Raw genomic sequence first — 20,739 nt, forward strand, 5'->3', positions numbered from 1 at the left:
GACGTCAACTCTTGCAGGCACTCAGACCGGTTTCATGGTATCCCGGAATTTGCGCATATTGCTTTGGTAGTGCAACGCACTGAGCGTCAGTTTCTGCGCGGCCGCGTCATCCAACTGACGAATGACCTTACCCGGCGATCCCATGACTAACGAGTTGTCGGGGATTTCCTTACCTTCAGTGATCAGGGCTCCGGCTCCGATCAGGCAGTTCTTCCCGATTTTGGCCCCGTTCAGAACAATGGCCCCCATTCCGATCAAGGAGTTTTCGCCAATCGAACAGCCGTGCAGCATGACCTTGTGACCAATCGTACAGTTCTTGCCAATGGTCAGCGGAAAACCTGGGTCGACATGCATGACGCAGTTTTCCTGAACGTTACTGCCCTCGCCTACACGGATTTCCTCGTGATCGGCACGCAATGTGCTGCAAAACCAAACCGAGGCCCCCTCTTCCAAAACCACTTTCCCGATCAGATTTGCGTCAGGTGCGACCCACGTATCCTGATGAAGCTGCGGTGCGTGATCCCCCAAGGCGTAGATGGTCATGATTGTTCCTCAAATTCATTTTGCAGGTTGCGAACGTGGTTCTGAAGGCTGGGTTGCTGGATGCGACGCATCCGCTCGGCGCTGACGATGGTCTTCAGCTTTTCCTCAGTCGAGTCTAAATCATCATTTACCAATACGTAGTCGTAATAGCCCCAATGGCTGATCTCATCCCAGCTTTTCAACATCCGTTTTGAAATCACGTCGTCGCTGTCCTGCCCGCGCGTCTCAAGTCGGCGGCGCAGTTCCGGGATCGAGGGCGGAAGAATGAATATTGAAAGGGCGTGCTTGCCCAAATCCGAGTTTCGGATCTGTACTTCGCCCTGCCAGTCTACGTCGAACAGAACATCCTTGCCAGATTCGATCGACTCACGCACCGGACCGGCGGGTGAGCCATAGAAATTGCCAAAGACATGCGCGTGTTCCAGCATTTGCCCGTCGGCAACCTGCTGTTTGAACGCATCCTCCGAAAGGAAATAATACTCGCGGCCGTGTTCCTCGCCGGGTCTTGGTGCGCGAGTGGTGGCCGATACCGAGAATTTCAGATCCGAATCCCATTGCATCAACCTTTTGGCCAGCGTCGATTTCCCTGCCCCTGAAGGCGAGGACAGAATGATGAGAAGGCCGCGTCGATCCGCCATTTGGGGCTCCTGTCGTTATTCCACGTTCTGCACTTGCTCGCGCATCTGATCTATTACGGCCTTCAACTCAAGCCCCACCGACGTCAGATCAGCGCTTTGCGCCTTAGAACACAATGTATTGGCCTCACGGTTGAACTCTTGCATCAGGAAATCCAGCTTGCGCCCGACCGCAACTTCCTGCGCCAATAGGTCCCGAGCTGCACTTACATGGGCCTTCAGGCGGTCGATCTCCTCGGTGATGTCGGCTTTGACGGCAAGTAACGCCAGTTCTTGCGCAACCCGGTCGGGTTCGACCCCCTGCGCGTTGTCCAGAACCCGCGACAGGTTTTCCCGCAGGGCCTCTGCCATTTTGTCTTTGCGCTGCTCAGCAAGATCTGCGGCCTGGTCGGTCAAACTGGCAACTTGGTCCAGCTGTCCACCCAAGACCCGAAACAAGGCCTGACCTTCGCCTTCCCGCATTTGGATAAAATCGCTCAGGACGTCCTGAAATTCGACCACCAGGTGCGCGACCAGAGGCGCAGGGTCGTCAACATCACTGCCTGCATCCAGCATTCCTTTGAGCGATAGCAACTCGGCCGCTGAAGATGGGGCAAGTGTAACTTCACGCGCCGACGCCAATTGCTGAGTTCGCGCCAAAGCATCCAGCACCGCGGACATTGCGGTTTCGTTCAGCATCAGGTCGGGCGCGGTTTCGTCTTTAGACAGCCGCAGAGAAAGGGTTACGTTTCCCCGGCTCAACGATTTTGAAAGCTCTGCCCGTAAGGCGGCTTCAAGTCCGCTTAGCCAGTCCGGCATCCGTAATCGCAGATCAAGACCCTTGCCGTTGACGCTGCGCAGTTCCCACGTCCAGCTATGCGGGCCCAACGCGCCTTTACCCGATGCAAATGCGGTCATGGATCTGATCATGCCGGTTCCTTCTGTCTACGCCTGCGTTTGCCTGCCTGGCGCACCTAATGGCATTGGCCGCTTCAGAGCAAGAGTTTGCTGAGTTTGACGGCAAAGCCGACAAGTTAACCATTCATTAAAGAATTAGTCCAAAATTGACTCAACCCGTGTCAATTTGATCACCGTCAGGACTGGTCAGTCAGTGATGCCCCCGGTATCTGGCATTTTATGAAAATCGTGGTCGATTGATGCTAGGGTGATGAAATGAAAACCTTTTTCGGGAACGGATCCGGGTCAAGTTTTGGAAAGATCGTCGCTATGGATCGATTCGACAGTGGGCGCAGCCTGTCGCCCATCCGGCAGGCCGAGGCATATTGGACAGCGCTACTGACTGGCGACAGTGTTCCTATGCGCGCTCAAATCGACCCGCGCGGACTTGAGAGCATACTGGAATATACCTTTATCCTTGAACGCATCGCGCCCGGCTTGGCACGTTTCCGACTGGCGGGCAGTCATCTGAACAGACTTGCGGGTATGGAGGTACGTGGAATGCCTCTGACCGCGTTCTTCGAAGCAGAAGCGCGTGAACAGGTCACCGATACACTGGAACAGGTGTTTGGCGGCCCCGCGATTGCCGAGCTGGGTCTGATGTCGACCGGAGCGCTGGGTCGTCTCCGGCTGGAGGCGCGGATGATACTCTTGCCGCTGAAAAGCGATCTTGGCGACATCAGCCGGGTGTTAGGCGTTATGGTCAGCGACGGCCCAACAGGCCCCACACCACGTCGGTTTGGCGTGCGCGATCGCAAGCTCCGCCCTGTGTCCGAAGTTCAGGCCCCCAGCAGGCGTCCAACGCCGGAACCGGCAGGTTTTGCGGAAGACGCCGCAGAATTCAGCCGTCCCGGTTCGCATTTACGATTGGTCGTTTCGCGTGACGACTAACGGAGTTGGCGACTTCGGGAAAAGATATTAGACAATCTGACCAGCTTTCCCGCCACGCATCACCTCGCGTTCGGGTGCTCTGCCCGCGCGTAACCGCGTGCGAGGATTGGGTGTGAGGTCAAGGTTATGCAAATAAGGCGTCAAACAACAAAAGTCATTTGACGCCTTGCTATCATTCGTCCGGAATAAAGGGCCCGGTTACCCGGCTTCGCGTTTGGTCCGATTGCGCCGCAATGACGTAAGCTCTTCCGCGACAAGAAATGCCAGCTCAAGCGACTGCGACGCATTCAGGCGTGGATCGCAAGCGGTATGGTAACGATCCGAGAGATCCTCTTCCGTTACGGCGCGAATACCCCCGGTACATTCAGTAACGTCCAGACCAGTCATCTCGAAATGCACACCACCGGGGATCGTGCCTTCGGCCTGATGCACGCCAAAGAAGTCACGCACCTCGCGCAGCACCGAATCGAAGGGACGGGTCTTGTATCCCGTGGCCGACTTGATCGTGTTGCCATGCATCGGGTCGCAGACCCAAGTGACCTGGGCGCCCTCTTCCTTGACCGCTTTGACCAGTCGCGGCAGATGCTCACCCGCTTTACCGGCACCGAAGCGCGCGATCAGGGTCAGGCGGCCCTCTTCATTTTCGGGGTTCAGTTTGGCCATCAAAACCTTGAGGTCTTCGGCGGTCGTGGTCGGACCGCATTTCAGACCGATCGGGTTCTGAACGCCCCGGCAGAATTCCACATGCGCACCGTCGGGCTGACGGGTACGGTCGCCAATCCAGATCATGTGACCCGAGCCGGCCAGCCAGTTGCCGGATGTCGAATCCAGACGGGTCAGCGCCTCTTCGTATTCCAGCAGCAGCCCTTCGTGACTGGTGTAGAACTCGACAGTCGAGAATTCATGCGTGGTATCGGCATTGATCCCGGCAGCATCCATGAAGTCGATGGAATCCTGAATGCGGTCTGCGATTTCCGAGTATTTTTGAACGTCCTGATCGTCGGTAAAGCCCAGCGTCCAGGAATGGACGCGGCTCATATCGGCGAAACCACCGGTCGAAAATGCCCGCAACAGGTTCAACGTGGCCGCCGCCTGAGTGTAGGCTTGCAGCATTTTGGATGGATTCGGAATACGAGCTTCGGGCGTAAAGGCCAACTCGTTGATGATGTCACCACGGTAGCTGGGCAGCTCCACGCCATCAATCACCTCGGTCGGCGCGCTGCGCGGTTTGGCGAATTGACCCGCCATACGACCCACTTTGACCACCGGCACCTTGGCGCCATAGGTCAGAACCATGGCCATCTGCAGCATCACTTTGAAGGTATCCCGGATCGCATCCGCGCTGAATTGTTCAAAGCTTTCAGCACAATCCCCGCCCTGCAACAGGAAAGCCTCGCCGCGGCCAGCGGCACCAAGTTGTTGTTTTAGGCGTCGAGCCTCGCCCGCAAAAACCAGCGGGGGATACTGTGCAAGCTGGGCCTCGACCTTGGCCAGCGCGGCCGCGTCGGTATAGTCTGGCATCTGAACCCGGGGCTTGTTGCGCCAGTTCGATTTTTGCCACTCGGTCATAGCTATGATCTCCGCTGAAGTATTCAGGTCGTCTCTATACAAAATGCATTGCAGAGTGACCATATCCGATTTGCGCCCCTTGACGACCTAAACAACCTTTGATCATGGTGTCTGTCACATCTGTCGCCAGACGTAACGTCATCAGGCGCCGAATCAAGGACACCTCGCCATGCAAGAGCAACGCCAAGTTGTCACGGTGCAAGACACTGCGGCCAACCCCAGGAATTTCGTATTTGTCCTGCTGGACAAGTTTTCGCTTTTGTCATTCGCTTCGGCGTTGGACAGTTTGCGTATCGCGAACCGGATGGCTGACAAAGATCTGTATTCCTGGACCTTTGCGGGCGAAGGCGGCGAGACTGTCAAATGCTCGGCTGGGACCGAATTTAAGCTGGACGCCGACCTGAATGAGTTGCAGCGCGATGATGTTGTAATCATTTGCGGTGGTGTCGACGTGCAGGCCGCGACAACCAAAAAGGTTCTGAACTGGGTGCGGCGTGAAGCACGGCGTGGCCTCAAGATCGGGGGGTTGTGCACAGCTGCCTACACGCTGGCTAAAGCTGGTTTGCTGGACGGTAAACGCGCAACCATTCACTGGGAAAACGCAGACAGCTTTGTTGAGGAATTCGATGAGGTCGAGCTGACCAAGTCTGTTTTCCAAATTGATGGCAACCGGATGACAACGGCGGGCGGGACGTCGTCGATTGATTTGATGTTGAAGATTATTGCCGATGACTATGGTGAAGATCTTGCCAATGCCGTCGCCGATCAAATGATCTATTCCTCGATCCGTACCGATCAGGACACTCAGCGTCTGTCCACGCCTACCCGGATCGGCGTTCGACATCCAAAGCTTAGCCAAGTTATCCTGATGATGGAAAAGAACATCGAAGAGCCGATCTCGCCCTCGATTCTGGCCAAAGACGTGGGTATGTCGACCCGTCAGTTGGAACGCCTGTTCCGCCGCTATCTAAGCAGGTCGCCCAAACGGTATTACATGGAGCTGCGCCTGCACAAGGCGCGCAATTTGCTGATGCAAACGGATATGAGTGTGATCAACGTGGCCCTGGCCTGTGGCTTTGCCTCACCCAGCCATTTCTCGAAATGCTATCGTGCGCATTACAACACGACGCCGTACCGCGAACGCGGAGCCCAAGCCGGGCGGCTTTCCGTCTGACTGGGCTTACAGGGTCTTAGCAAAGTAGTGTAGATGCGGCCTCAGCATGGGCTGATCCAGATAGGTGGTCGTCTCGATGGGTTCGGAAAGCTCTGCAAATCCCAATTTAGGATAGAGGTTCCGCATCTCGATATTCGGCGTGAGCGTGTCGGCCACCAGGCGCTTTAGTCCCAAAGAACGCGCCGCGTCCTCTCGTGCTTGAATCAAGGCTCGCCCTGCACCTGTGCCGCGTGCGGTTTCGGTCACGAACACCCGTTTCAATTCACCAGTTTCCTGATCCAGACGTTTCATCATGCCGCATCCTATGATCTGACCTGTGCGGTCTCTCGCCAGAACCAGGCACCCTTTCGGCGGTAGATAGTCATCCGACCGCGCCCAAAACTCTGCCAATGCGCTTTTCGGAGCAGCCGGATCTATTTCAAACCCCATGGCCGTCATGCGTTCAACGATCAACGCATAGTACTGGGACAGGATTCCGTTCAGATCCTCGTGATCTGGCAGGACGTCACACATTTCTATTGAGAAGTCGCGCAATGGACAGCACCCTGATATGACCCTGATGCCCCAAAACAAGCCTGGTTCAGGGTCAACAGTCAAGGATCGAGGCCAGCACCCTATCTGTCAGGCGAAAGCCGGAAAACCGCTCCTTGTCCCACGGAAATGAACCAGATCGTTCCGTCCGGTGCTTCGACGATATCCCGAACGCGTTCTGTTTCGGGGCCTTGGATCTGCTCGGCTTCTTTCAGGGGGGCACCTTTTAGTCGGGCGATATAGTCGAACTTAAGCGATCCAACGAAAATATCCCCTGCCCATTGCGGCCACAGTTTTCCCGAATAGACCAACAAGCCGGACGGAGCGATTGACGGATCCCAATAGTGACGCGGCTGCTGCATTCCGTCCTTGGCGGTACCTTCCCCAATACTTTGTCCGGAATAGTGCTTTCCGTATGAAATCACGGGCCATCCATAGTTTAAGCCGGGGCGGATCAAGTTCACTTCGTCGCCACCGCGCGCACCATGTTCCGATGTCCAAAGCCGGCCCTGGGTGTCCAGCCCCGCGCCTTGTGGATTTCGGTGCCCATAGGACCAAATCTCGGGCCGAATATCGGCTTGGCCCACGAACGGGTTATCCGCGGGGACAGAGCCATCGCGATTGATGCGGACCACCGTACCAATATGGTTCGTCCTGTCTTGCGCCTGAGGGCGATCACCGCGATCTCCGATTGTGACGAACAGTGTCCCGTCCGTCGCTTCGACCACGCGCGAGCCGAAATGGCGACCGCCCGAGCCTCCCGGCAGCGCCTCAAAAATCACCTGCAGGTTCGTCAAACGATCTCCACTTTCCGACAAACGCGCAACGGCAAGTGCGGTGCCAGCACCGCCCCGCTGTGATTTTGAAAATGTCAGGAAAATTTCACGGCTCTGGTCGAAATCCTTTGGTACCGTGACATCCAGCAACCCGCCCTGCCCGTTCGCAACCACTTTCGGAACGCCGCGCACAGGGTTTGCTTTTCCTTCTGCGACATACAACAACTCACCATCTCTTTCGGTCACGAGAAATGCGCCGTTGGGCAGAATACCGACGGCCCATGGCGTATCCAGGTCCTCGACCATCGTGTCGACCTGAACATTCCCGGCGGAGGTTTTCAGCGTATCCGCCAAAGCGGAACCCGTGCCGAACATAAAAACAAGAATCGCAAATACCCGAACCGTCATGTTTCTCACCTTGGAACCGCCGTGTTAGCACTAAGAAAACAAATAGGTTTCCTCTCGACAAAAACACGTTTTCGTTAGGACTTTTCTTTTCCGAACAGCTTGCCTAGGGTCGTGACCAGAACGAATACGTTCACAATAGGGAGTAACCATATGAAAAAGCTGCTTACTGCAACTGCAGCATCCGCTCTGCTGGCTGGTCCGGCTCTGGCCGAAGACATCTCGCTGGGCGTTCTGTTTGGCTTCACCGGCCCGATTGAATCGCTGGCCCCGGCCATGGGTTCGGGTGCCGAGATGGCGATGGCCGAGGTCACTGAATCCGGCAAGCTGCTGGATGGCACCAAAGTGACCGCGTCGCGTGCCGACACTGGCTGTATCGACAACGGTCTGGCCACCTCGAACGGTGAGCGCATGATCGCGGATGGCGTTGCCGGCATCATTGGTGGCGATTGCTCGGGCGTGACCGGCGCTATCCTGCAGAACGTCGCTATTCCGAACGGCATGGTGATGATTTCGCCGTCGGCGACCTCGCCCGGCCTGTCGACCATGGAAGACAACGGCCTGTTCTTCCGCACCGCCCCGTCGGACGCGCGTGAAGGTCAGGTGATGGCGGACATCCTGAATGACCGTGGCATCAGCTCGATTGCTTTGACCTACACCAACAACGACTACGGCAAGGGTTTGGCAGACGCGATCCAGTCCTCGTTTGAGGCATCGGGTGGCGAAGTGACCATCGTTGCCGCACACGAAGACGGCAAAGCCGACTACTCGGCCGAAGTGGGCGCGCTGGCCTCGGCCGGTGGCGACATTCTGGTTGTCGCGGGTTATCTCGACCAAGGTGGTCTGGGCATCATCCAGTCGGCGCTGGACAGCGGTGCGTTTGACACATTCGGTCTGCCCGGCGGCATGATCGGTGACTCGCTGCCCAACAATGTTGGCCCCGACCTGAACGGCTCGTTCGGTCAGATCGCCGGTTCGGGTGGTGAAGGGGCCGAGAAGTACTTTGCCATGGCCGAAGCTGCAGGTTTCGACGGTTCGTCGCCTTATTCGCCGGAAAGCTATGACGCGGCTGCGCTGTTCATGCTGGCGATGCAGGCCGCTGGGTCCACCAGCCCTGCCGATTACGGCGGCAAGATCATGGACGTTGCCAATGCTCCGGGCGAGAAAATCTATCCCGGTGAGCTGGCCAAAGGTCTGGAGCTGCTGGCCGCAGGTCAGGACATTGACTATGTCGGCGCGTCCGGCGTTGAGCTGATCGGCCCCGGTGAAAGCGCGGGCTCGTACCGCGAGATCGAAGTGACCGACGGCGAGAACAAGACCGTTAACTTCCGTTGATCGACACGTATAAGTCATAAAAACAAGCAGCCCGGGCCTTGTGCCCGGGCTGTTTCAATGACAAAAGCCCGCACCATTCGCACAGGGATGTGGCAACAACGCCGGAAAACGGCGGCTAGGGGATAAGATGATCGTCGTCGAAGACGTGCACAAGCATTTCGGCGGGTTTCATGCGGTGGACGGGGCATCGCTGGAAATCCAAAAGGGCTCGATCACCGGTCTGATCGGACCGAACGGGGCCGGAAAAACCACTCTGTTCAATGTCATCGCGGGCGTTCTGCCGCCGACCAGCGGGAAGGTCCACATGGATGGTGAGGATATCACCGGCCTGCCCCCGCATGAGCTGTTCCACAAGGGCCTGCTGCGCACTTTCCAGATCGCGCATGAGTTTTCGTCGATGTCCTGCCGCGAGAATCTGATGATGGTGCCGGGCGCTCAGTCCGGTGAATCGCTCTGGAACACGTGGTTCGGGCGCAAGCGCATTGCCGATGAGGAACGCGCGCTGAAGGCCAAGGCCGACGAGGTGCTGGAGTTCCTGACCATCGAGCATCTGGCCGATCACAAGGCCGGTCAGGTCTCGGGCGGGCAGAAGAAGCTGCTGGAACTGGGCCGCACCATGATGGTCGACGCCAAAATCGTGTTTCTGGACGAGGTCGGCGCGGGCGTGAACCGCACACTGCTGATGACCATCGCCGACACGATCCTGCGCCTGAACAAGGAACGCGGCTATACTTTCGTGGTGATCGAGCATGACATGGATTTCATTGGCAAGATCTGCGACCCGGTCATCTGTATGGCCGAAGGCAAGGTACTGGCCGAAGGCACTCTGGATCAGATCAAGGCAAATGAGCACGTGATCGAAGCCTATCTGGGCACCGGCCTCAAGAACAAAGACAAGCTGGAGGCGGGCGCATGAGCGACAACCCCTACCAGGACGACAAGGGCAACAAGGACGCCTCGATCACCAATACGCATGGTGTCGGCACCATGACCCCCGCTCATCGCACAAGCGGTGAGACGCATAAGGTCGAAGGCGGCCCCTTCCTGATCGGCGACACCATGACCGGTGGGTATGGCAAGGGTCCGGATATTCTGCACGACTGCACCATCGCCGTTGATAAGGGTGAGATCGCGGTGATCGTCGGCCCGAATGGTGCTGGTAAATCGACCGCAATGAAGGCCGTATTCGGGATGTTGGACGTGCGGTCCGGTGCGGTGCGGCTGGATGGTGAGGATATCACCGCGCTTACCCCGCAGGATCGCGTGATGCGTGGGATGGGCTTTGTGCCGCAGACCTCGAACATCTTCACGTCGATGACGGTGGAAGAAAACCTTGAGATGGGGGCTTTCATCCGCCGCGACGATATTTCGGGAACGATGGAGCAGGTCTATGACCTGTTCCCGATCCTGCGCGACAAGCGCAACCAAGCCGCCGGAGAGCTGTCGGGCGGTCAACGCCAGCAGGTCGCCGTGGGCCGCGCGCTTATGACCCAGCCCAAGGTTCTGATGCTGGACGAACCGACCGCTGGCGTCTCGCCCATCGTGATGGATGAGCTGTTCGACCGGATCATTGAGGTGTCGCGCACCGGGCTGCCGATCCTGATGGTCGAACAGAACGCCCGCCAGGCGCTGGAGATCGCGGACAAGGGATATGTGCTGGTTCAGGGGCGGAACGCCTATACCGGCACGGGCAAGGAACTGCTGGCCGATCCGGAAGTTCGTAAGAGTTTCTTGGGGGGGTGAGGATGCGGTCAGTCTGCGCCATAATACTGACAACGCTCTTGACCGGACCTGTTGCCGCGTTCGAGGAAGCAATCGATTATGCAGTAACTCTGGAGTGCCGAACAGTTTCCGTCTGCAGAGTGGACGGACCTTGCAAAAAAAAATCACGCGATCTTCGGTTCCTGCTGGTCGTATTGAACAGCGAGCAAGCCGTCTATTTGGGACACGCACCAAAAGACGATGGTTACTATACAAGGATCGAACTTCTTGACGATGGTTTTCACGGAAAACCAGACTATGACTTTTCAACTTCATTGCCGAATGACCATGCCGTGGACTTTCGAGGCGGCAATGAAGATTCCATAGAAAGTGGCGTGTTGCACCTAGCCTACGTTCCTCGCGGATACGAATGGATCGAGCGGAATTTCAAAAATTCCAGCCTCTCCGAATTTCTCATAAAGTTTCAGGGGTGTGAAAGCAAATAATGGACTTCCTCAACGCCCTTGTGGCGCTCTCCAACTTCGTTCTTGTTCCCGCAATCGCTTATGGCAGCCAGTTGGCGCTGGGCGCTTTGGGGGTGACGCTGATCTATGGCATCCTGCGGTTCTCGAACTTTGCCCACGGTGACACGATGGCCTTTGGCGCGATGATCGCGGTTCTGGTCACGTGGGGCCTGCAGGCCGCTGGGGTCAGTTTCGGGCCGCTGCCAACCGCTCTGCTCGCCCTGCCCTTTGCTATTCTGGGATGCATCGTTCTGGTGCTTGTCACGGACAGGCTGGTTTACCGCTTTTACCGCGAACAAAAGGCCAAGCCAGTCATTCTGGTGATCGTGTCGATGGGTGTGATGTTCATCATGAACGGCGTTGTGCGGTTCATCATCGGCCCGGATGACCAGCGCTTTTCGGACGGCGCACGTTTCATTGTCTCGGCGCGTGACTTCAAAGCGATGACCGGCCTGCGAGAGGGGCTGGCGATCAAGACCTCTCAGGGCATCACCGTGGTCGTGGCCGTCGTTGCCGTGGCGCTGCTGTTCTGGTTCCTGAACAAAACCCGCACCGGAAAGTCGATGCGAGCCTATTCGGATAACGAGGATCTGGCCCTGCTGTCCGGCATAAACCCCGAGCGTGTGGTGATGATCACATGGATCATCGTTGCCGCGCTGGCGACTACGGCTGGCGTACTCTATGGCCTCGATAAAAGCTTCAAGCCCTTCGTCTATTTCCAGCTTCTTCTGCCGATCTTTGCCTCGGCCATCGTGGGTGGCCTGGGCAACCCACTAGGCGCCATCGCAGGCGGGTTCATCATCGCCTTTTCCGAAGTGACCATCACCTACGCGTGGAAAAAGGTGCTGACCTATCTGGCTCCGGAAAGTCTGGAGCCTTCTGGATTGGTCCAGTTCCTGTCCACCGATTACAAATTCGCCGTCAGCTTTGCGATTCTGCTGATTGTGCTTCTGTTTAAGCCCACGGGCCTGTTCAAGGGGAAAGCGGTATGACCGAGCCCGTCAAAAACACGCTGCTTTTTGTGGCCGTTGCCAGCCTGATCCTGCTGTCCGGTTTCACGCAAAGCTGGAACTCGGCCATATTGATCCTGAACATGGGGCTGATCTCGGCCATCATGGCGATCGGGGTAAACCTGCAATGGGGATTTGCCGGTCTTTTCAACGTTGGCGTCATGGGGTTTGTGGCCTTGGGCGGGTTGGCGGTTGTTCTGGTCTCGACACCACCGACACCCGGTGCTTGGGTCGCAGGTGGGTATGGGGTCATACTGTCGCTTGTGCTGGGTGCCGCGACCGTGGTGGCAGCCGTCGTGACCGCTCGGAAGTTACCAAAAGGCCGGGTTCAGACACTGACGATTGTGGCCATACTCATTGTCGGGTTTTTCATCTACCGCGCGGTATTTGACCCCAATGTCGCGGCGATCGAGGCGATCGACCCGGCCGTAGCGGGTAACATCGGCGGCTTGAACCTGCCGGTCCTGATCGCGTGGCCCGCTGGCGGTCTTCTGGCAGCCGGGGCCGCCTGGTTGATCGGAAAAACTGCACTGGGGTTGCGATCCGACTATCTTGCCATCGCGACTTTGGGGATTGCCGAAATCGTCATCGCCATCATGAAAAACGAGGATTGGCTGGCCCGCGGCGTCAAGAATGTCTACGGCATTCCGCGCCCGGCACCTGTGGTGGGATATGAGGTCGAATTGCAAGCAGATCCCGGTTTCATCGCTCGCGCCGAATGGCTGGGTCTTGATCCCGTTACGGCCTCGACGCTTTCGGTCAAGCTGGGCTATTCGCTGCTGTTCACCATAGTGCTGCTGGTGCTGCTATGGATGGCGCAGATGGCGCTGAAAAGCCCATGGGGACGGATGATGCGTGCTATTCGCGACAATGAGGTCGCTGCCGAAGCGATGGGCAAGGACGTCACGCGCCGGCACCTGCAAATCTTTGTTCTGGGTTCGGCCATCTGTGGCATCGCAGGCGCAATGATGACCACGCTGGACGGGCAGCTGACACCGGGCACCTACAACCCGCTGCGTTTTACCTTCCTTGTATGGGTCATGGTGATCGTCGGCGGTTCGGGTAACAATTTCGGAGCGGTTTTGGGTGCGTTCTTGATCTGGTTCCTGTGGGTTCAGGTGGAACCCATCGGTCTTTGGCTGATGAACCTGATCACGTCCGGAATGCCCGAAGGAAGTGCGCTGAAAGCCCACTTGATCGAAAGTGCCGCGCATATGCGCCTGTTCACTATGGGGCTGATATTGCTGATCGTTCTCAGGTTCAGCCCCCGTGGCCTCATTCCGGAAAAATGATCACTTCATCTTGAGAGGCACTACAATCACGCCCGATTTCGGGCGTGATTTCTTGATTTACCCGCCTCTCCCGTCTAGAGGACTTTACACACCATGCGGCCCCAGGAAAATTTTCGGTGTTTACCGGAATTTAGACAAACCGCTTGAGACTGCGACCAAACACTCACAATAAAGAGTTCACATGATTATGACACTAGCCAAACCAATCCTATTTCTGACGCTGATCGCTGGGCTTACAGGGTGTGTTCCAAGCCCCGAAGACTTTGAAACCACCCCGGTGAAAATCCAGACGCCCGAAGGTGAAATCACCTGTCAGCTTTATCGCCAGGATCGCGTGAACTGGGACCGGGCCATTGATTTCCCCGCGACCAAGCTGACGGTTCCTCAGGCCGATGCCTATTGCAAGCAGGAAGGCCAGCGCCGCCTGAAAGGTTGACCCTTCGGCCGGGAAAGCAGCCTGTTTTCCCGGCTTTACCTGCTTTTGAATAAACCCCCAAGAATTCCGCGGACAATACGCCGGCCAGTGGTTCCCTTCAGCTCTTTGATGACAGCTTCACTCATGGCGGTCGCGAACGTGTCTTTCTTGCGCGATACTCGGGAAGATGAGCGTCCAACACGACTGCCTGAATATCTGCGGGCTGTTGCGAACTCTCGTTCGGCTACGGACTTGGTTTCGATCTCTTCCTCGGCCTGTTGAGCCGCCTGAGCAGCGGCATCCGCCCGTGACTGCAAAATCTCGAACGCCGACTGTCGGTCTTTCAAGTCACGGTATTTCTGTTGCATGGGCGAAGCATCAATGACCGCTTGCCGCTCGGCTGAGGTGATCGGCCCAAGGTGAGTCCCTGGCGGGCGGATCAGCGTGCGCTCGACAATTCCGGGCACACCTTTTTTTTGCAGCATCGAGGTGACAGCTTCTCCGACGCCGACTTCACGAATGGCTGCCTCGGTGTCGAAGGCGGGGTTTTCTCGATATGTCTCGGCGGCCAGACGAAGATTTTTCCGATCCCGTGCAGTGAACGCACGCAGCGCATGTTGAACGCGGTTTCCAAGCTGCCCAAGAATATCCTCGGGGATGTCAGCAGGGTTCTGCGAGATGAAATACACTCCCACACCTTTGGATCTGATCAGGCGTGCGACTTGCTCGACCTTGTCGACAAGGATCTTTGGCGCGTCTTCAAACAGCAGATGCGCTTCGTCGAAAAAGAACACCAGCTTAGGCTTTTCGGGGTCGCCGACCTCGGGCAGTTCCTCGAACAACTCGCTGAGCAGCCACAGAAGGAATGTCGCATAAAGGCGGGGCGACCCCATCAGCTTGTCCGACGCCAGAATGTTGACCATCCCCTGCCCCTGTGCGTCGGTGCGCATTAAATCCGCCAACTCGAGCGCTGGTTCTCCAAACAGATTGGTCCCGCCCTGATTTTCAAGCACCAAGAGACGCCGCTGAATAGCTCCGATCGATGCCGTCGAGACATTTCCGAACCGAAGTGACAGTTGCGACCGGTTCTCGCCGATCCAAACCAGCAACGACTGCAGGTCCTTCAGGTCCAAAAGGGGCATTCCCTCATCGTCTGCCACTCGGAAAGCTATATTCAGGATGCCTTCCTGCGCCTCACTCAGATCCATCAAGCGGGACAAAAGCAACGGGCCCATTTCGGTAACTGTTGTACGGACCGGGTGGCCCTGCTCGCCGAACAAATCCCAAAAGGTAACCGGGCAAGCGCCGTAGACGTAATCCGTAAACCCAATACGCTCGGCGCGTTCCTGAAACGCCGGGTGAAGCTTATGAGTTTCGCTTCCGGCCTTGGCCAACCCGGACAAATCCCCTTTGACGTCGGATAGGAAAACGGGAACGCCGGCTTGCGAGAACCCCTCGGCCAAAATCTGCAATGTCACTGTTTTGCCAGTTCCGGTCGCTCCGGCGATCAGGCCGTGCCGGTTGGCGTATTTCAATGCTAGGGACTGCGGTTGCCCATAGTCCGCGCCACCACCGCCCAAGAAGATACTGTTTTCCATAGATTTTCAGCCTTGATTTGCACCGATCTGTCCTCACCATACAAATTTAACATTTGCCTGCGATAGTCTAATCGCTGCCTTCGCGATTAAGCGCGTGGGCGGCAATCTTCCTCCCTGTCGACTGGCCGCGCCTTATGGCGCGGCTTTTTTGAACAAATCACGCTTTTGAGATTAAAATTTCAGGTTAGCAGTTGACCGTTGCGCTCCCCTTTCGTAACGTTTGCGCATAACTAAGTCGGCCAGTCCGACGGGGAGAAAATTCTATGAAAGGGAGCCGCTCCACAGGCTCCCTTTCTACATCTGGTGCTGGTTTCACGATATCGTATAAAGCGGCAAAAATCCGACCAGATTGTCGGCTTGGTTCACCTTAGCGACTGACACTGCCGATCAGGGATGTTAGATGAGAAAAAAAGATCAATCACCTGACCGAGGCATTCATGATCAAGAACACTCTATCTTATAGCTTGCTTGCGACCGCGCTCTGGTGCGGTGCTACTTTTGCACAGGAAGCCGCGCAAGACAGCGACGCGCCACAAACACAGGTCGGAAGCGATCTGGACCTGGGCGAAGCCGGCCCACGCGTGGGCGAGCAATATGTGAAGGAACAATCCGGCGACTGGGATATCACTTGCCTGAAGACAGAAAACGGAGATGATCCCTGCTTGATGCGTCAGGTTCTGAACGGTCAAGAAGGGCAGCCCATTGCGGATATCACGGTCACCAAACTGCCCGAGGGTTCCGCCGCGATTGCCGGCGCAACCGTTCTTGTCCCTCTGGAAGTTCTTCTTCAGGCGCAGATTGCGCTATCAATAGATGGTGCCCCCGGCCGCCGCTATAATTACCACCACTGCAACCCTGTGGGTTGTCTGGCGCAGCTAGGGTTCACGCAAGGCGATGTCGACGCGATGAAAGCCGGAAGCAAAGCCGTGCTCTCGCTGGTATCTGTAGTCGCGCCGACGCAGTTGTTGGAACTAGAAGTTTCTCTGTCCGGGTTCACTGCCGGATTTGACGGACTGCAAGCGCAGCAGAATTGATACCCGATGCAAAAAAGAGGCGGCTTTTCAGATCAGCCGCCTCGAATGTTTAGGGCCTTAGACCTGCTTCAATGCCAGCACAGCGTTCAGACCGCCGAATGCAAACGCATTGCTGAGCGCGACATCAACCTTCGATTCTCGCGCCTCGTTTGGGACTACGTCCAGTGCGCATTCAGGATCGGGTTCTTCGTACCCGATCGTCGGAGCAATGACGCCGTCGCGCAGCGCCATTATACAGGCCAACAACTCAACCGCACCGGTTCCGCCGATCAAATGGCCATGCATGGACTTGGTGGATGAGATCATCAGATCATCCGCATGCGGGCCGAACACATCCGCAACCGCCGCGCATTCTGTTTTGTCATTGGCCGCTGTTCCGGTGCCGTGGGCGTTGATATATCCCACCTGATCCGCATTGATACCCGCATCGGACAAAGCACCTGAAATCGCACGTGCAGCCCCTTGTTTACTGGGCATGACGATATCGGCCGCATCCGAGGTCATGGCAAAACCGACCACTTCGCAAAGGATGTCAGCGCCGCGCGCACGTGCGTGTTCGTATTCTTCGAAGACAAAGACGCCCGCGCCTTCGCCTTGGACCATTCCGTTACGATTGGCACTAAAAGGACGGCAGGCATCTTTGGACATCACCCGCAGCCCTTCCCATGCCTTGACCCCGCCAAAGCACAGCATGGATTCCGCGCCACCGGTCAACATCGCCGGGGCCGCTCCGCTGCGGACCATCTGAAACGCCAACGCCATAGCATGGTTGGACGATGCACAGGCTGTCGATACGGTAAAGCTGGGCCCCTTAAGGTTATGCTCCATCGAAACATGGCTGGCTGCCGCGTTGTTCATCAGCTTGGGCACGACGAATGGATGAACCCGGTTCTTACCATCCTCATAGACCGAGCGGTAATTGTCATCCCAAGTCGATACACCGCCCCCAGCGGTTCCCAGAACAACGCCCGAACGCGCGGCCAGGTCGCCGTGGAACTCGATACCGGACTGTTCGATCGCCTCTTTCGCAGCGGTCAGTGTGAATTGCGTGAACCTGTCATAAAGGCTCATTTGTTGACGGTTAAAACGGCCCTCGGCCTCGAACCCGCGGACTTGACCGCCAATTTTGATGGCCAGCCGTTCGACGTCACGAAACTCGAGGTCCGAAATGCCGCAACGCCCTTCGCGCATCGCCTCAAGCGTCGCGGGAACGGAATGGCCTAACGAGTTGATCGTTCCGGCCCCGGTTATAACAACGCGTTTCATGATCCTGTGTCAGACCTTTTCCGACACGAGTTTTTCAATGCCCGCAATGATTGCCGCCACGTTCGAGATATCAAAATCACTGGCCGACGGTTCGTTCGCATTGAACGGGACCGAGATGTCAAATTCTTCCTCGATGGCGAAAATGCTCTCGACCAGTCCAAGGCTGTCGATACCCAGATCCTCGAGCGTACTATCGGGCGTCACATCCGAAGGTTCCAGCACGGCCTGCTCGGCGATGATGGCGATGACGCGGTCGGTGATGCTCATGTCGATCCTCTGATTATCACATTGAGGATGATTTAATCGCTCGGCGACTGTTTGAAAACAGCCTTTTTCAGCGCCTCGACGTCACGCGCCATACGCGGCAAACGCCTTTGAGCTTTGTATACGTCCGTATGAGTTTCCATCTTGATACCCGGATACCCCATGATCACACGGCCTGCTGGTACGTTGGACAAGATTTTTGTACCGCCGCCTGAGATCACCCCGTCACCGATAAATATGTTGTCGACAACGCCGGTCTGACCGCCCAGAACTACATTATTTCCAATCTCAACTGATCCAGATACGCCGGTCTGACCGCACAGAAGGCAATCGCGACCAACCCGCGTATTGTGGCCGACATGCACAAGGTTATCCAGTTTTGAACCATCGCCGATCCGGGTGTTCCGGATTGTGCCATTGTCCACGGTGCAATTCGCTCCGACTTCGACATCATCCCCAATCTCGACGGCACCAAGCGAGTGGATGCGCAGCCAGCTTTGCGCGCGCGCATCGCCCTTGTCGCCCATAGTCTTGCGTACATTTTCAACATCCGAGACCTCGGGGGTCACAAAGCTGAACCCGTCCCCGCCTATCCTTGCGCCCGGTTGCGCAATAAAACGGTCCCCAATGACAGCGCGGGCCCCTATGCTGGCCATCTCGCGCAGCAAGGCGTTTTTGCCAAGAACAGCGTCCATACCAATGACGCAATGGCTGCCAATCACTGAACCATCACCGATCTTCACACGTGCTCCGATCACTGCAAGCGGGCCAACCGACACATTGTCGCCCAGCTCTGCTGACGGGTCGACAACGGCTGAGGGGTGAACACCCGGTTCAATCCCCTGCCCGCGATCCAACATCGCGGTAATACCAGCCATGGCCATACGAGGGCGTGGAACAAAGATCGCAGCGGATAGTCCCAAAGCCTGCCAATCGGCCCCTTCCCACAACACCGCCGAACGGGCCGCTCCGCCACCAAGTGCCTCGGCATATTTGGGTGACATTGCCATTGCCAGATCATTCGGGCCCGCATCTGCGGGTTCCGCGGCGCGTTCGATCGTCAGCGATGTGTCGCCCTCGCAGGTCGCGCCCAAAGCGTCGGAAATCTGCTGGATGGTATAGTGCATGTCGGGTTCCCCGGATTAAGGATAACCCGGTGATTACCCCTGAACGTCCGGCAGGGCTACCCCTGCTTTCTGCAGAGCCTCCCAGATTTTTTGATCACGGCCGTAAACGTCACGGCGATACTGCACATCCCCTTTGGGGCCGATATAGGCCGTCCGGTAGATCAAGTGAACCGGCACGTGCTGTTTGAGCGGAACGGTTTTTTCCTTACCGCTGGACAAAACACGTTGAAAGAACGCTTTGGGATCTTCTTCCTGCTTGGCCAGCAACGCATAGGCAAACTCGAACGGTTGGGCCAGCCGGATGCACCCATGCGAGAACGCGCGCGTTTCCCGGGCAAACAGGCTTTTCTGCGGCGTATCATGAAGGTAGATGTTGTACTGATTGGGGAACATGAACTTCACCAACCCCAACGCATTGCTTTTGCTGGGGGGTTGACGCATTGCGAATGGGAAATTCCGTGCCGTGTATTGCGAAAAATCAACTGCTCCACGATCGACCTGACGCCCACTGCGATCTGTAATGTGGATATGATTAACTGCATTCGGGTTGGACTGCAGTTGTGGCAAATATTCCTTGGTGATGATCGAACGCGGCACATACCAGCTGGGGTTGATCACCATATGCTCCATCTCATCCGAGAATTCTGGGCTCCGACGATCGTGAACATTTTTGCCAATAACAGCGCGGGTTTCGAAGGTTACCAGCCCGTCATCCACAATTTTGGCAGAAAAATCCGCCTGATTTACCAGGATGTGACGGTCTCCCCGCTCGCGGGGCAACCAGCGTTCGCGTTCGAGCGCGACATATACGGATTTCAGACGGTCTGACGCGCTTCGGTTCAACTCGGTGATCGTGCCTTGCCCGGCCACCCCATCCGATGCGAGACCATGCGCGGTTTGGAAAGCCTTCACTGCTGCAAGTAGTTCTTTGTCAAACTTGGGGCTTGCAGACGGTTTCATATATCCCATCGTAATCAGCCGATTGCGCAGCTTGATGACGTTTGACCCGGTATCACCGAATTCCAACTTGTCGATGGGCACCCCGGCGCCCCATCCGCCCTGATCAACCAATGTCTGCAGGGCTAGCTTTTGCTTCATCAATGCGCGGTATTGCGCAGTCTGGGGCGGCAAACCGTCTATATAAGACGCACCGCCAGCAATGACGCCGCGCAAGTGATCCTTGGTTGATCTTCTCTGGACTTTACGCACCAGACCGTCGTCAATTTCGGAAGGGCGCAACGCACCCGAGTACATGTCATTTGCATAGCGAACAAAAGCACGGGTCAACGAGATCTCGATTGCGCCGATCTCGCGCAGAGAACGAGCATTTTCCATTTTGGCCATCAGGCCCTGCGCGCCATACTTGTCTTCCGGCAACCCGTGTAAATGTACCGAAGTCAATGCCCGCATCAAATGCGCGCGGCGCGCTAGGTGTTCTTTCGACGTCCCTGTCCAGATTGGCGCGAACCCGGTTTCTCGGTAGAAGTCCGCAATACCAGATCCCGCAGGTGCAAACTCGGCAACGGCCATTTGAAAGCTGGTCGCAGGCGCACGTTCTGCATGCGCAAAGCTGACAGATGCGGTCACACAAGCCGCAACTACAAAACCGGTATAAGCACGAAAAAACGTTCGCATGGGATGACCTTGACTAAACAATGACTTATGCGTCGCACTGGACGCGTTCAGACAATATGGTTTTCCTCATAACCTTAT

At 56.6% G+C, this 20,739-nt stretch carries 21 protein-coding genes; 10 read left to right on the plus strand and 11 right to left on the minus strand.

What is annotated here, in order from left to right; translation table 11 throughout:
* Positions 1 to 21: 21 nt before the first annotated feature.
* The 3 genes from ACR3EG_RS11065 to ACR3EG_RS11075 are packed head-to-tail and all read right to left on the minus strand — an operon-like array spanning position 22 to position 2,075.
* Positions 22 to 543 carry a gamma carbonic anhydrase family protein gene (locus ACR3EG_RS11065; RefSeq protein ID WP_209197112.1) on the minus strand — a complete coding sequence of 174 codons (522 nt, stop codon included), beginning with the start codon at positions 541 to 543 and terminating at the stop codon, positions 22 to 24.
* A complete protein-coding gene (gene gmk, locus ACR3EG_RS11070) occupies positions 540 to 1,181 on the minus strand; it encodes a guanylate kinase (RefSeq protein ID WP_170354167.1) in 642 nt (213 codons plus the stop codon). Before gmk ends, ACR3EG_RS11065 begins: the two co-directional genes overlap by 4 nt.
* Before the next feature lie 15 nt (positions 1,182 to 1,196).
* Positions 1,197 to 2,075, minus strand: coding sequence for a YicC/YloC family endoribonuclease (locus tag ACR3EG_RS11075; protein WP_480495687.1), 879 nt, complete (start codon positions 2,073 to 2,075; stop codon positions 1,197 to 1,199).
* Positions 2,076 to 2,330: 255 nt separating this feature from the next.
* On the opposite strand from ACR3EG_RS11075, the gene ACR3EG_RS11080 reads away from it, so the two are divergent.
* Positions 2,331 to 3,005 carry a PAS domain-containing protein gene (locus tag ACR3EG_RS11080; protein WP_480545838.1) on the plus strand — a complete coding sequence of 225 codons (675 nt, stop codon included), beginning with the start codon at positions 2,331 to 2,333 and terminating at the stop codon, positions 3,003 to 3,005.
* A gap of 198 nt (positions 3,006 to 3,203) precedes the next feature.
* Here the strand turns inward: ACR3EG_RS11080 and ACR3EG_RS11085 are convergent, their stop codons facing one another.
* Positions 3,204 to 4,574, minus strand: a complete 1,371-nt coding sequence (locus tag ACR3EG_RS11085) for a class II 3-deoxy-7-phosphoheptulonate synthase (protein WP_353389721.1) — start codon at positions 4,572 to 4,574, stop codon at positions 3,204 to 3,206.
* A 169-nt stretch (positions 4,575 to 4,743) separates the two neighbouring features.
* On the opposite strand from ACR3EG_RS11085, the gene ACR3EG_RS11090 reads away from it, so the two are divergent.
* Positions 4,744 to 5,748 carry a GlxA family transcriptional regulator gene (locus ACR3EG_RS11090; protein WP_480495691.1) on the plus strand — a complete coding sequence of 335 codons (1,005 nt, stop codon included), beginning with the start codon at positions 4,744 to 4,746 and terminating at the stop codon, positions 5,746 to 5,748.
* 6 nt (positions 5,749 to 5,754) lie between these two features.
* On the opposite strand, the gene ACR3EG_RS11095 is transcribed toward ACR3EG_RS11090, so the two are convergent.
* Together ACR3EG_RS11095 and ACR3EG_RS11100 are read right to left on the minus strand one after the other, a co-directional pair.
* Positions 5,755 to 6,282, minus strand: a complete 528-nt coding sequence (locus ACR3EG_RS11095; RefSeq protein WP_480495693.1) for a GNAT family N-acetyltransferase — start codon at positions 6,280 to 6,282, stop codon at positions 5,755 to 5,757.
* Between the two features lie 80 nt (positions 6,283 to 6,362).
* Positions 6,363 to 7,463 (minus strand): PQQ-dependent sugar dehydrogenase, encoded by a 1,101-nt coding sequence (locus ACR3EG_RS11100; RefSeq protein WP_480495695.1) that lies wholly within the window; start codon positions 7,461 to 7,463, stop codon positions 6,363 to 6,365.
* A gap of 150 nt (positions 7,464 to 7,613) precedes the next feature.
* Here ACR3EG_RS11100 and ACR3EG_RS11105 point away from each other — a divergent pair, with 150 nt between their 5' ends.
* The 7 genes from ACR3EG_RS11105 (at position 7,614) to ACR3EG_RS11135 (ending at position 13,758) form a co-directional block, all read left to right on the plus strand.
* On the plus strand, positions 7,614 to 8,795 hold the full coding sequence (locus ACR3EG_RS11105; RefSeq protein ID WP_480495697.1) for an ABC transporter substrate-binding protein: 1,182 nt from the start codon (positions 7,614 to 7,616) through the stop codon (positions 8,793 to 8,795).
* Between the two features lie 127 nt (positions 8,796 to 8,922).
* Positions 8,923 to 9,711 carry an ABC transporter ATP-binding protein gene (locus ACR3EG_RS11110; RefSeq protein WP_209197098.1) on the plus strand — a complete coding sequence of 263 codons (789 nt, stop codon included), beginning with the start codon at positions 8,923 to 8,925 and terminating at the stop codon, positions 9,709 to 9,711.
* Complete coding sequence (locus ACR3EG_RS11115) at positions 9,708 to 10,538, plus strand: ABC transporter ATP-binding protein (RefSeq protein ID WP_480495700.1); 831 nt, start codon at positions 9,708 to 9,710, stop codon at positions 10,536 to 10,538. The genes ACR3EG_RS11110 and ACR3EG_RS11115 overlap by 4 nt, the downstream gene beginning before the upstream one ends.
* Before the next feature lie 38 nt (positions 10,539 to 10,576).
* Positions 10,577 to 11,002: a hypothetical protein gene (locus ACR3EG_RS11120; protein WP_480495702.1), complete on the plus strand. Its 426-nt coding sequence runs from the start codon at positions 10,577 to 10,579 to the stop codon at positions 11,000 to 11,002.
* Entirely contained in the window at positions 11,002 to 12,012 is a 1,011-nt protein-coding gene (locus tag ACR3EG_RS11125) for a branched-chain amino acid ABC transporter permease (protein ID WP_480495704.1), read from the plus strand. Before ACR3EG_RS11120 ends, ACR3EG_RS11125 begins: the two co-directional genes overlap by 1 nt.
* Complete coding sequence (locus ACR3EG_RS11130) at positions 12,009 to 13,322, plus strand: branched-chain amino acid ABC transporter permease (RefSeq protein ID WP_170354155.1); 1,314 nt, start codon at positions 12,009 to 12,011, stop codon at positions 13,320 to 13,322. Before ACR3EG_RS11125 ends, ACR3EG_RS11130 begins: the two co-directional genes overlap by 4 nt.
* A gap of 181 nt (positions 13,323 to 13,503) precedes the next feature.
* Positions 13,504 to 13,758, plus strand: a complete 255-nt coding sequence (locus tag ACR3EG_RS11135) for a hypothetical protein (protein WP_247742620.1) — start codon at positions 13,504 to 13,506, stop codon at positions 13,756 to 13,758.
* 35 nt (positions 13,759 to 13,793) lie between these two features.
* Here ACR3EG_RS11135 and ACR3EG_RS11140 read toward each other — a convergent pair whose 3' ends face one another.
* The gene (locus ACR3EG_RS11140; protein ID WP_480495707.1) at positions 13,794 to 15,335 is read right to left on the minus strand and encodes a helicase HerA-like domain-containing protein; all 1,542 of its coding nucleotides are present in this window, start codon (positions 15,333 to 15,335) and stop codon (positions 13,794 to 13,796) included.
* Between the two features lie 437 nt (positions 15,336 to 15,772).
* Here ACR3EG_RS11140 and ACR3EG_RS11145 point away from each other — a divergent pair, with 437 nt between their 5' ends.
* Positions 15,773 to 16,369: an invasion associated locus B family protein gene (locus tag ACR3EG_RS11145; protein ID WP_480495709.1), complete on the plus strand. Its 597-nt coding sequence runs from the start codon at positions 15,773 to 15,775 to the stop codon at positions 16,367 to 16,369.
* A gap of 57 nt (positions 16,370 to 16,426) precedes the next feature.
* Here the strand turns inward: ACR3EG_RS11145 and ACR3EG_RS11150 are convergent, their stop codons facing one another.
* From ACR3EG_RS11150 to ACR3EG_RS11165, 4 genes are read right to left on the minus strand one after another with little or no spacing between them, the layout of a single operon-like run.
* Positions 16,427 to 17,635 (minus strand): beta-ketoacyl-[acyl-carrier-protein] synthase family protein, encoded by a 1,209-nt coding sequence (locus ACR3EG_RS11150; RefSeq protein WP_480495711.1) that lies wholly within the window; start codon positions 17,633 to 17,635, stop codon positions 16,427 to 16,429.
* A 9-nt stretch (positions 17,636 to 17,644) separates the two neighbouring features.
* A complete protein-coding gene (locus tag ACR3EG_RS11155; protein WP_170354151.1) occupies positions 17,645 to 17,902 on the minus strand; it encodes an acyl carrier protein in 258 nt (85 codons plus the stop codon).
* A gap of 32 nt (positions 17,903 to 17,934) precedes the next feature.
* Positions 17,935 to 19,026, minus strand: a complete 1,092-nt coding sequence (gene lpxD, locus ACR3EG_RS11160) for a UDP-3-O-(3-hydroxymyristoyl)glucosamine N-acyltransferase (protein WP_480495713.1) — start codon at positions 19,024 to 19,026, stop codon at positions 17,935 to 17,937.
* Between the two features lie 33 nt (positions 19,027 to 19,059).
* Positions 19,060 to 20,661 (minus strand): L,D-transpeptidase family protein, encoded by a 1,602-nt coding sequence (locus ACR3EG_RS11165; protein ID WP_480495715.1) that lies wholly within the window; start codon positions 20,659 to 20,661, stop codon positions 19,060 to 19,062.
* Positions 20,662 to 20,739: the final 78 nt, after the last annotated feature.

The sequence above is a fragment of the Ruegeria sp. AM7 genome (genome assembly GCF_056535965.1).

Bases quoted from the DNA above. Each gene is read 5' to 3' on its own strand.
- ACR3EG_RS11065 (WP_209197112.1), bottom strand. From the start codon at position 543: ATGACCATCTACGCCTTGGGGGATCACGCACCGCAGCTTCATCAGGAT.
- gmk (WP_170354167.1), bottom strand. From the start codon at position 1,181: ATGGCGGATCGACGCGGCCTTCTCATCATTCTGTCCTCGCCTTCAGGG.
- ACR3EG_RS11075 (WP_480495687.1), bottom strand. From the start codon at position 2,075: ATGACCGCATTTGCATCGGGTAAAGGCGCGTTGGGCCCGCATAGCTGG.
- ACR3EG_RS11080 (WP_480545838.1), top strand. From the start codon at position 2,331: ATGAAAACCTTTTTCGGGAACGGATCCGGGTCAAGTTTTGGAAAGATC.
- ACR3EG_RS11085 (WP_353389721.1), bottom strand. From the start codon at position 4,574: ATGACCGAGTGGCAAAAATCGAACTGGCGCAACAAGCCCCGGGTTCAG.
- ACR3EG_RS11090 (WP_480495691.1), top strand. From the start codon at position 4,744: ATGCAAGAGCAACGCCAAGTTGTCACGGTGCAAGACACTGCGGCCAAC.
- ACR3EG_RS11100 (WP_480495695.1), bottom strand. From the start codon at position 7,463: ATGACGGTTCGGGTATTTGCGATTCTTGTTTTTATGTTCGGCACGGGT.
- ACR3EG_RS11105 (WP_480495697.1), top strand. From the start codon at position 7,614: ATGAAAAAGCTGCTTACTGCAACTGCAGCATCCGCTCTGCTGGCTGGT.
- ACR3EG_RS11110 (WP_209197098.1), top strand. From the start codon at position 8,923: ATGATCGTCGTCGAAGACGTGCACAAGCATTTCGGCGGGTTTCATGCG.
- ACR3EG_RS11115 (WP_480495700.1), top strand. From the start codon at position 9,708: ATGAGCGACAACCCCTACCAGGACGACAAGGGCAACAAGGACGCCTCG.
- ACR3EG_RS11125 (WP_480495704.1), top strand. From the start codon at position 11,002: ATGGACTTCCTCAACGCCCTTGTGGCGCTCTCCAACTTCGTTCTTGTT.
- ACR3EG_RS11130 (WP_170354155.1), top strand. From the start codon at position 12,009: ATGACCGAGCCCGTCAAAAACACGCTGCTTTTTGTGGCCGTTGCCAGC.
- ACR3EG_RS11135 (WP_247742620.1), top strand. From the start codon at position 13,504: ATGATTATGACACTAGCCAAACCAATCCTATTTCTGACGCTGATCGCT.
- ACR3EG_RS11140 (WP_480495707.1), bottom strand. From the start codon at position 15,335: ATGGAAAACAGTATCTTCTTGGGCGGTGGTGGCGCGGACTATGGGCAA.
- ACR3EG_RS11145 (WP_480495709.1), top strand. From the start codon at position 15,773: ATGATCAAGAACACTCTATCTTATAGCTTGCTTGCGACCGCGCTCTGG.
- ACR3EG_RS11150 (WP_480495711.1), bottom strand. From the start codon at position 17,635: ATGAAACGCGTTGTTATAACCGGGGCCGGAACGATCAACTCGTTAGGC.
- ACR3EG_RS11155 (WP_170354151.1), bottom strand. From the start codon at position 17,902: ATGAGCATCACCGACCGCGTCATCGCCATCATCGCCGAGCAGGCCGTG.
- lpxD (WP_480495713.1), bottom strand. From the start codon at position 19,026: ATGCACTATACCATCCAGCAGATTTCCGACGCTTTGGGCGCGACCTGC.
- ACR3EG_RS11165 (WP_480495715.1), bottom strand. From the start codon at position 20,661: ATGCGAACGTTTTTTCGTGCTTATACCGGTTTTGTAGTTGCGGCTTGT.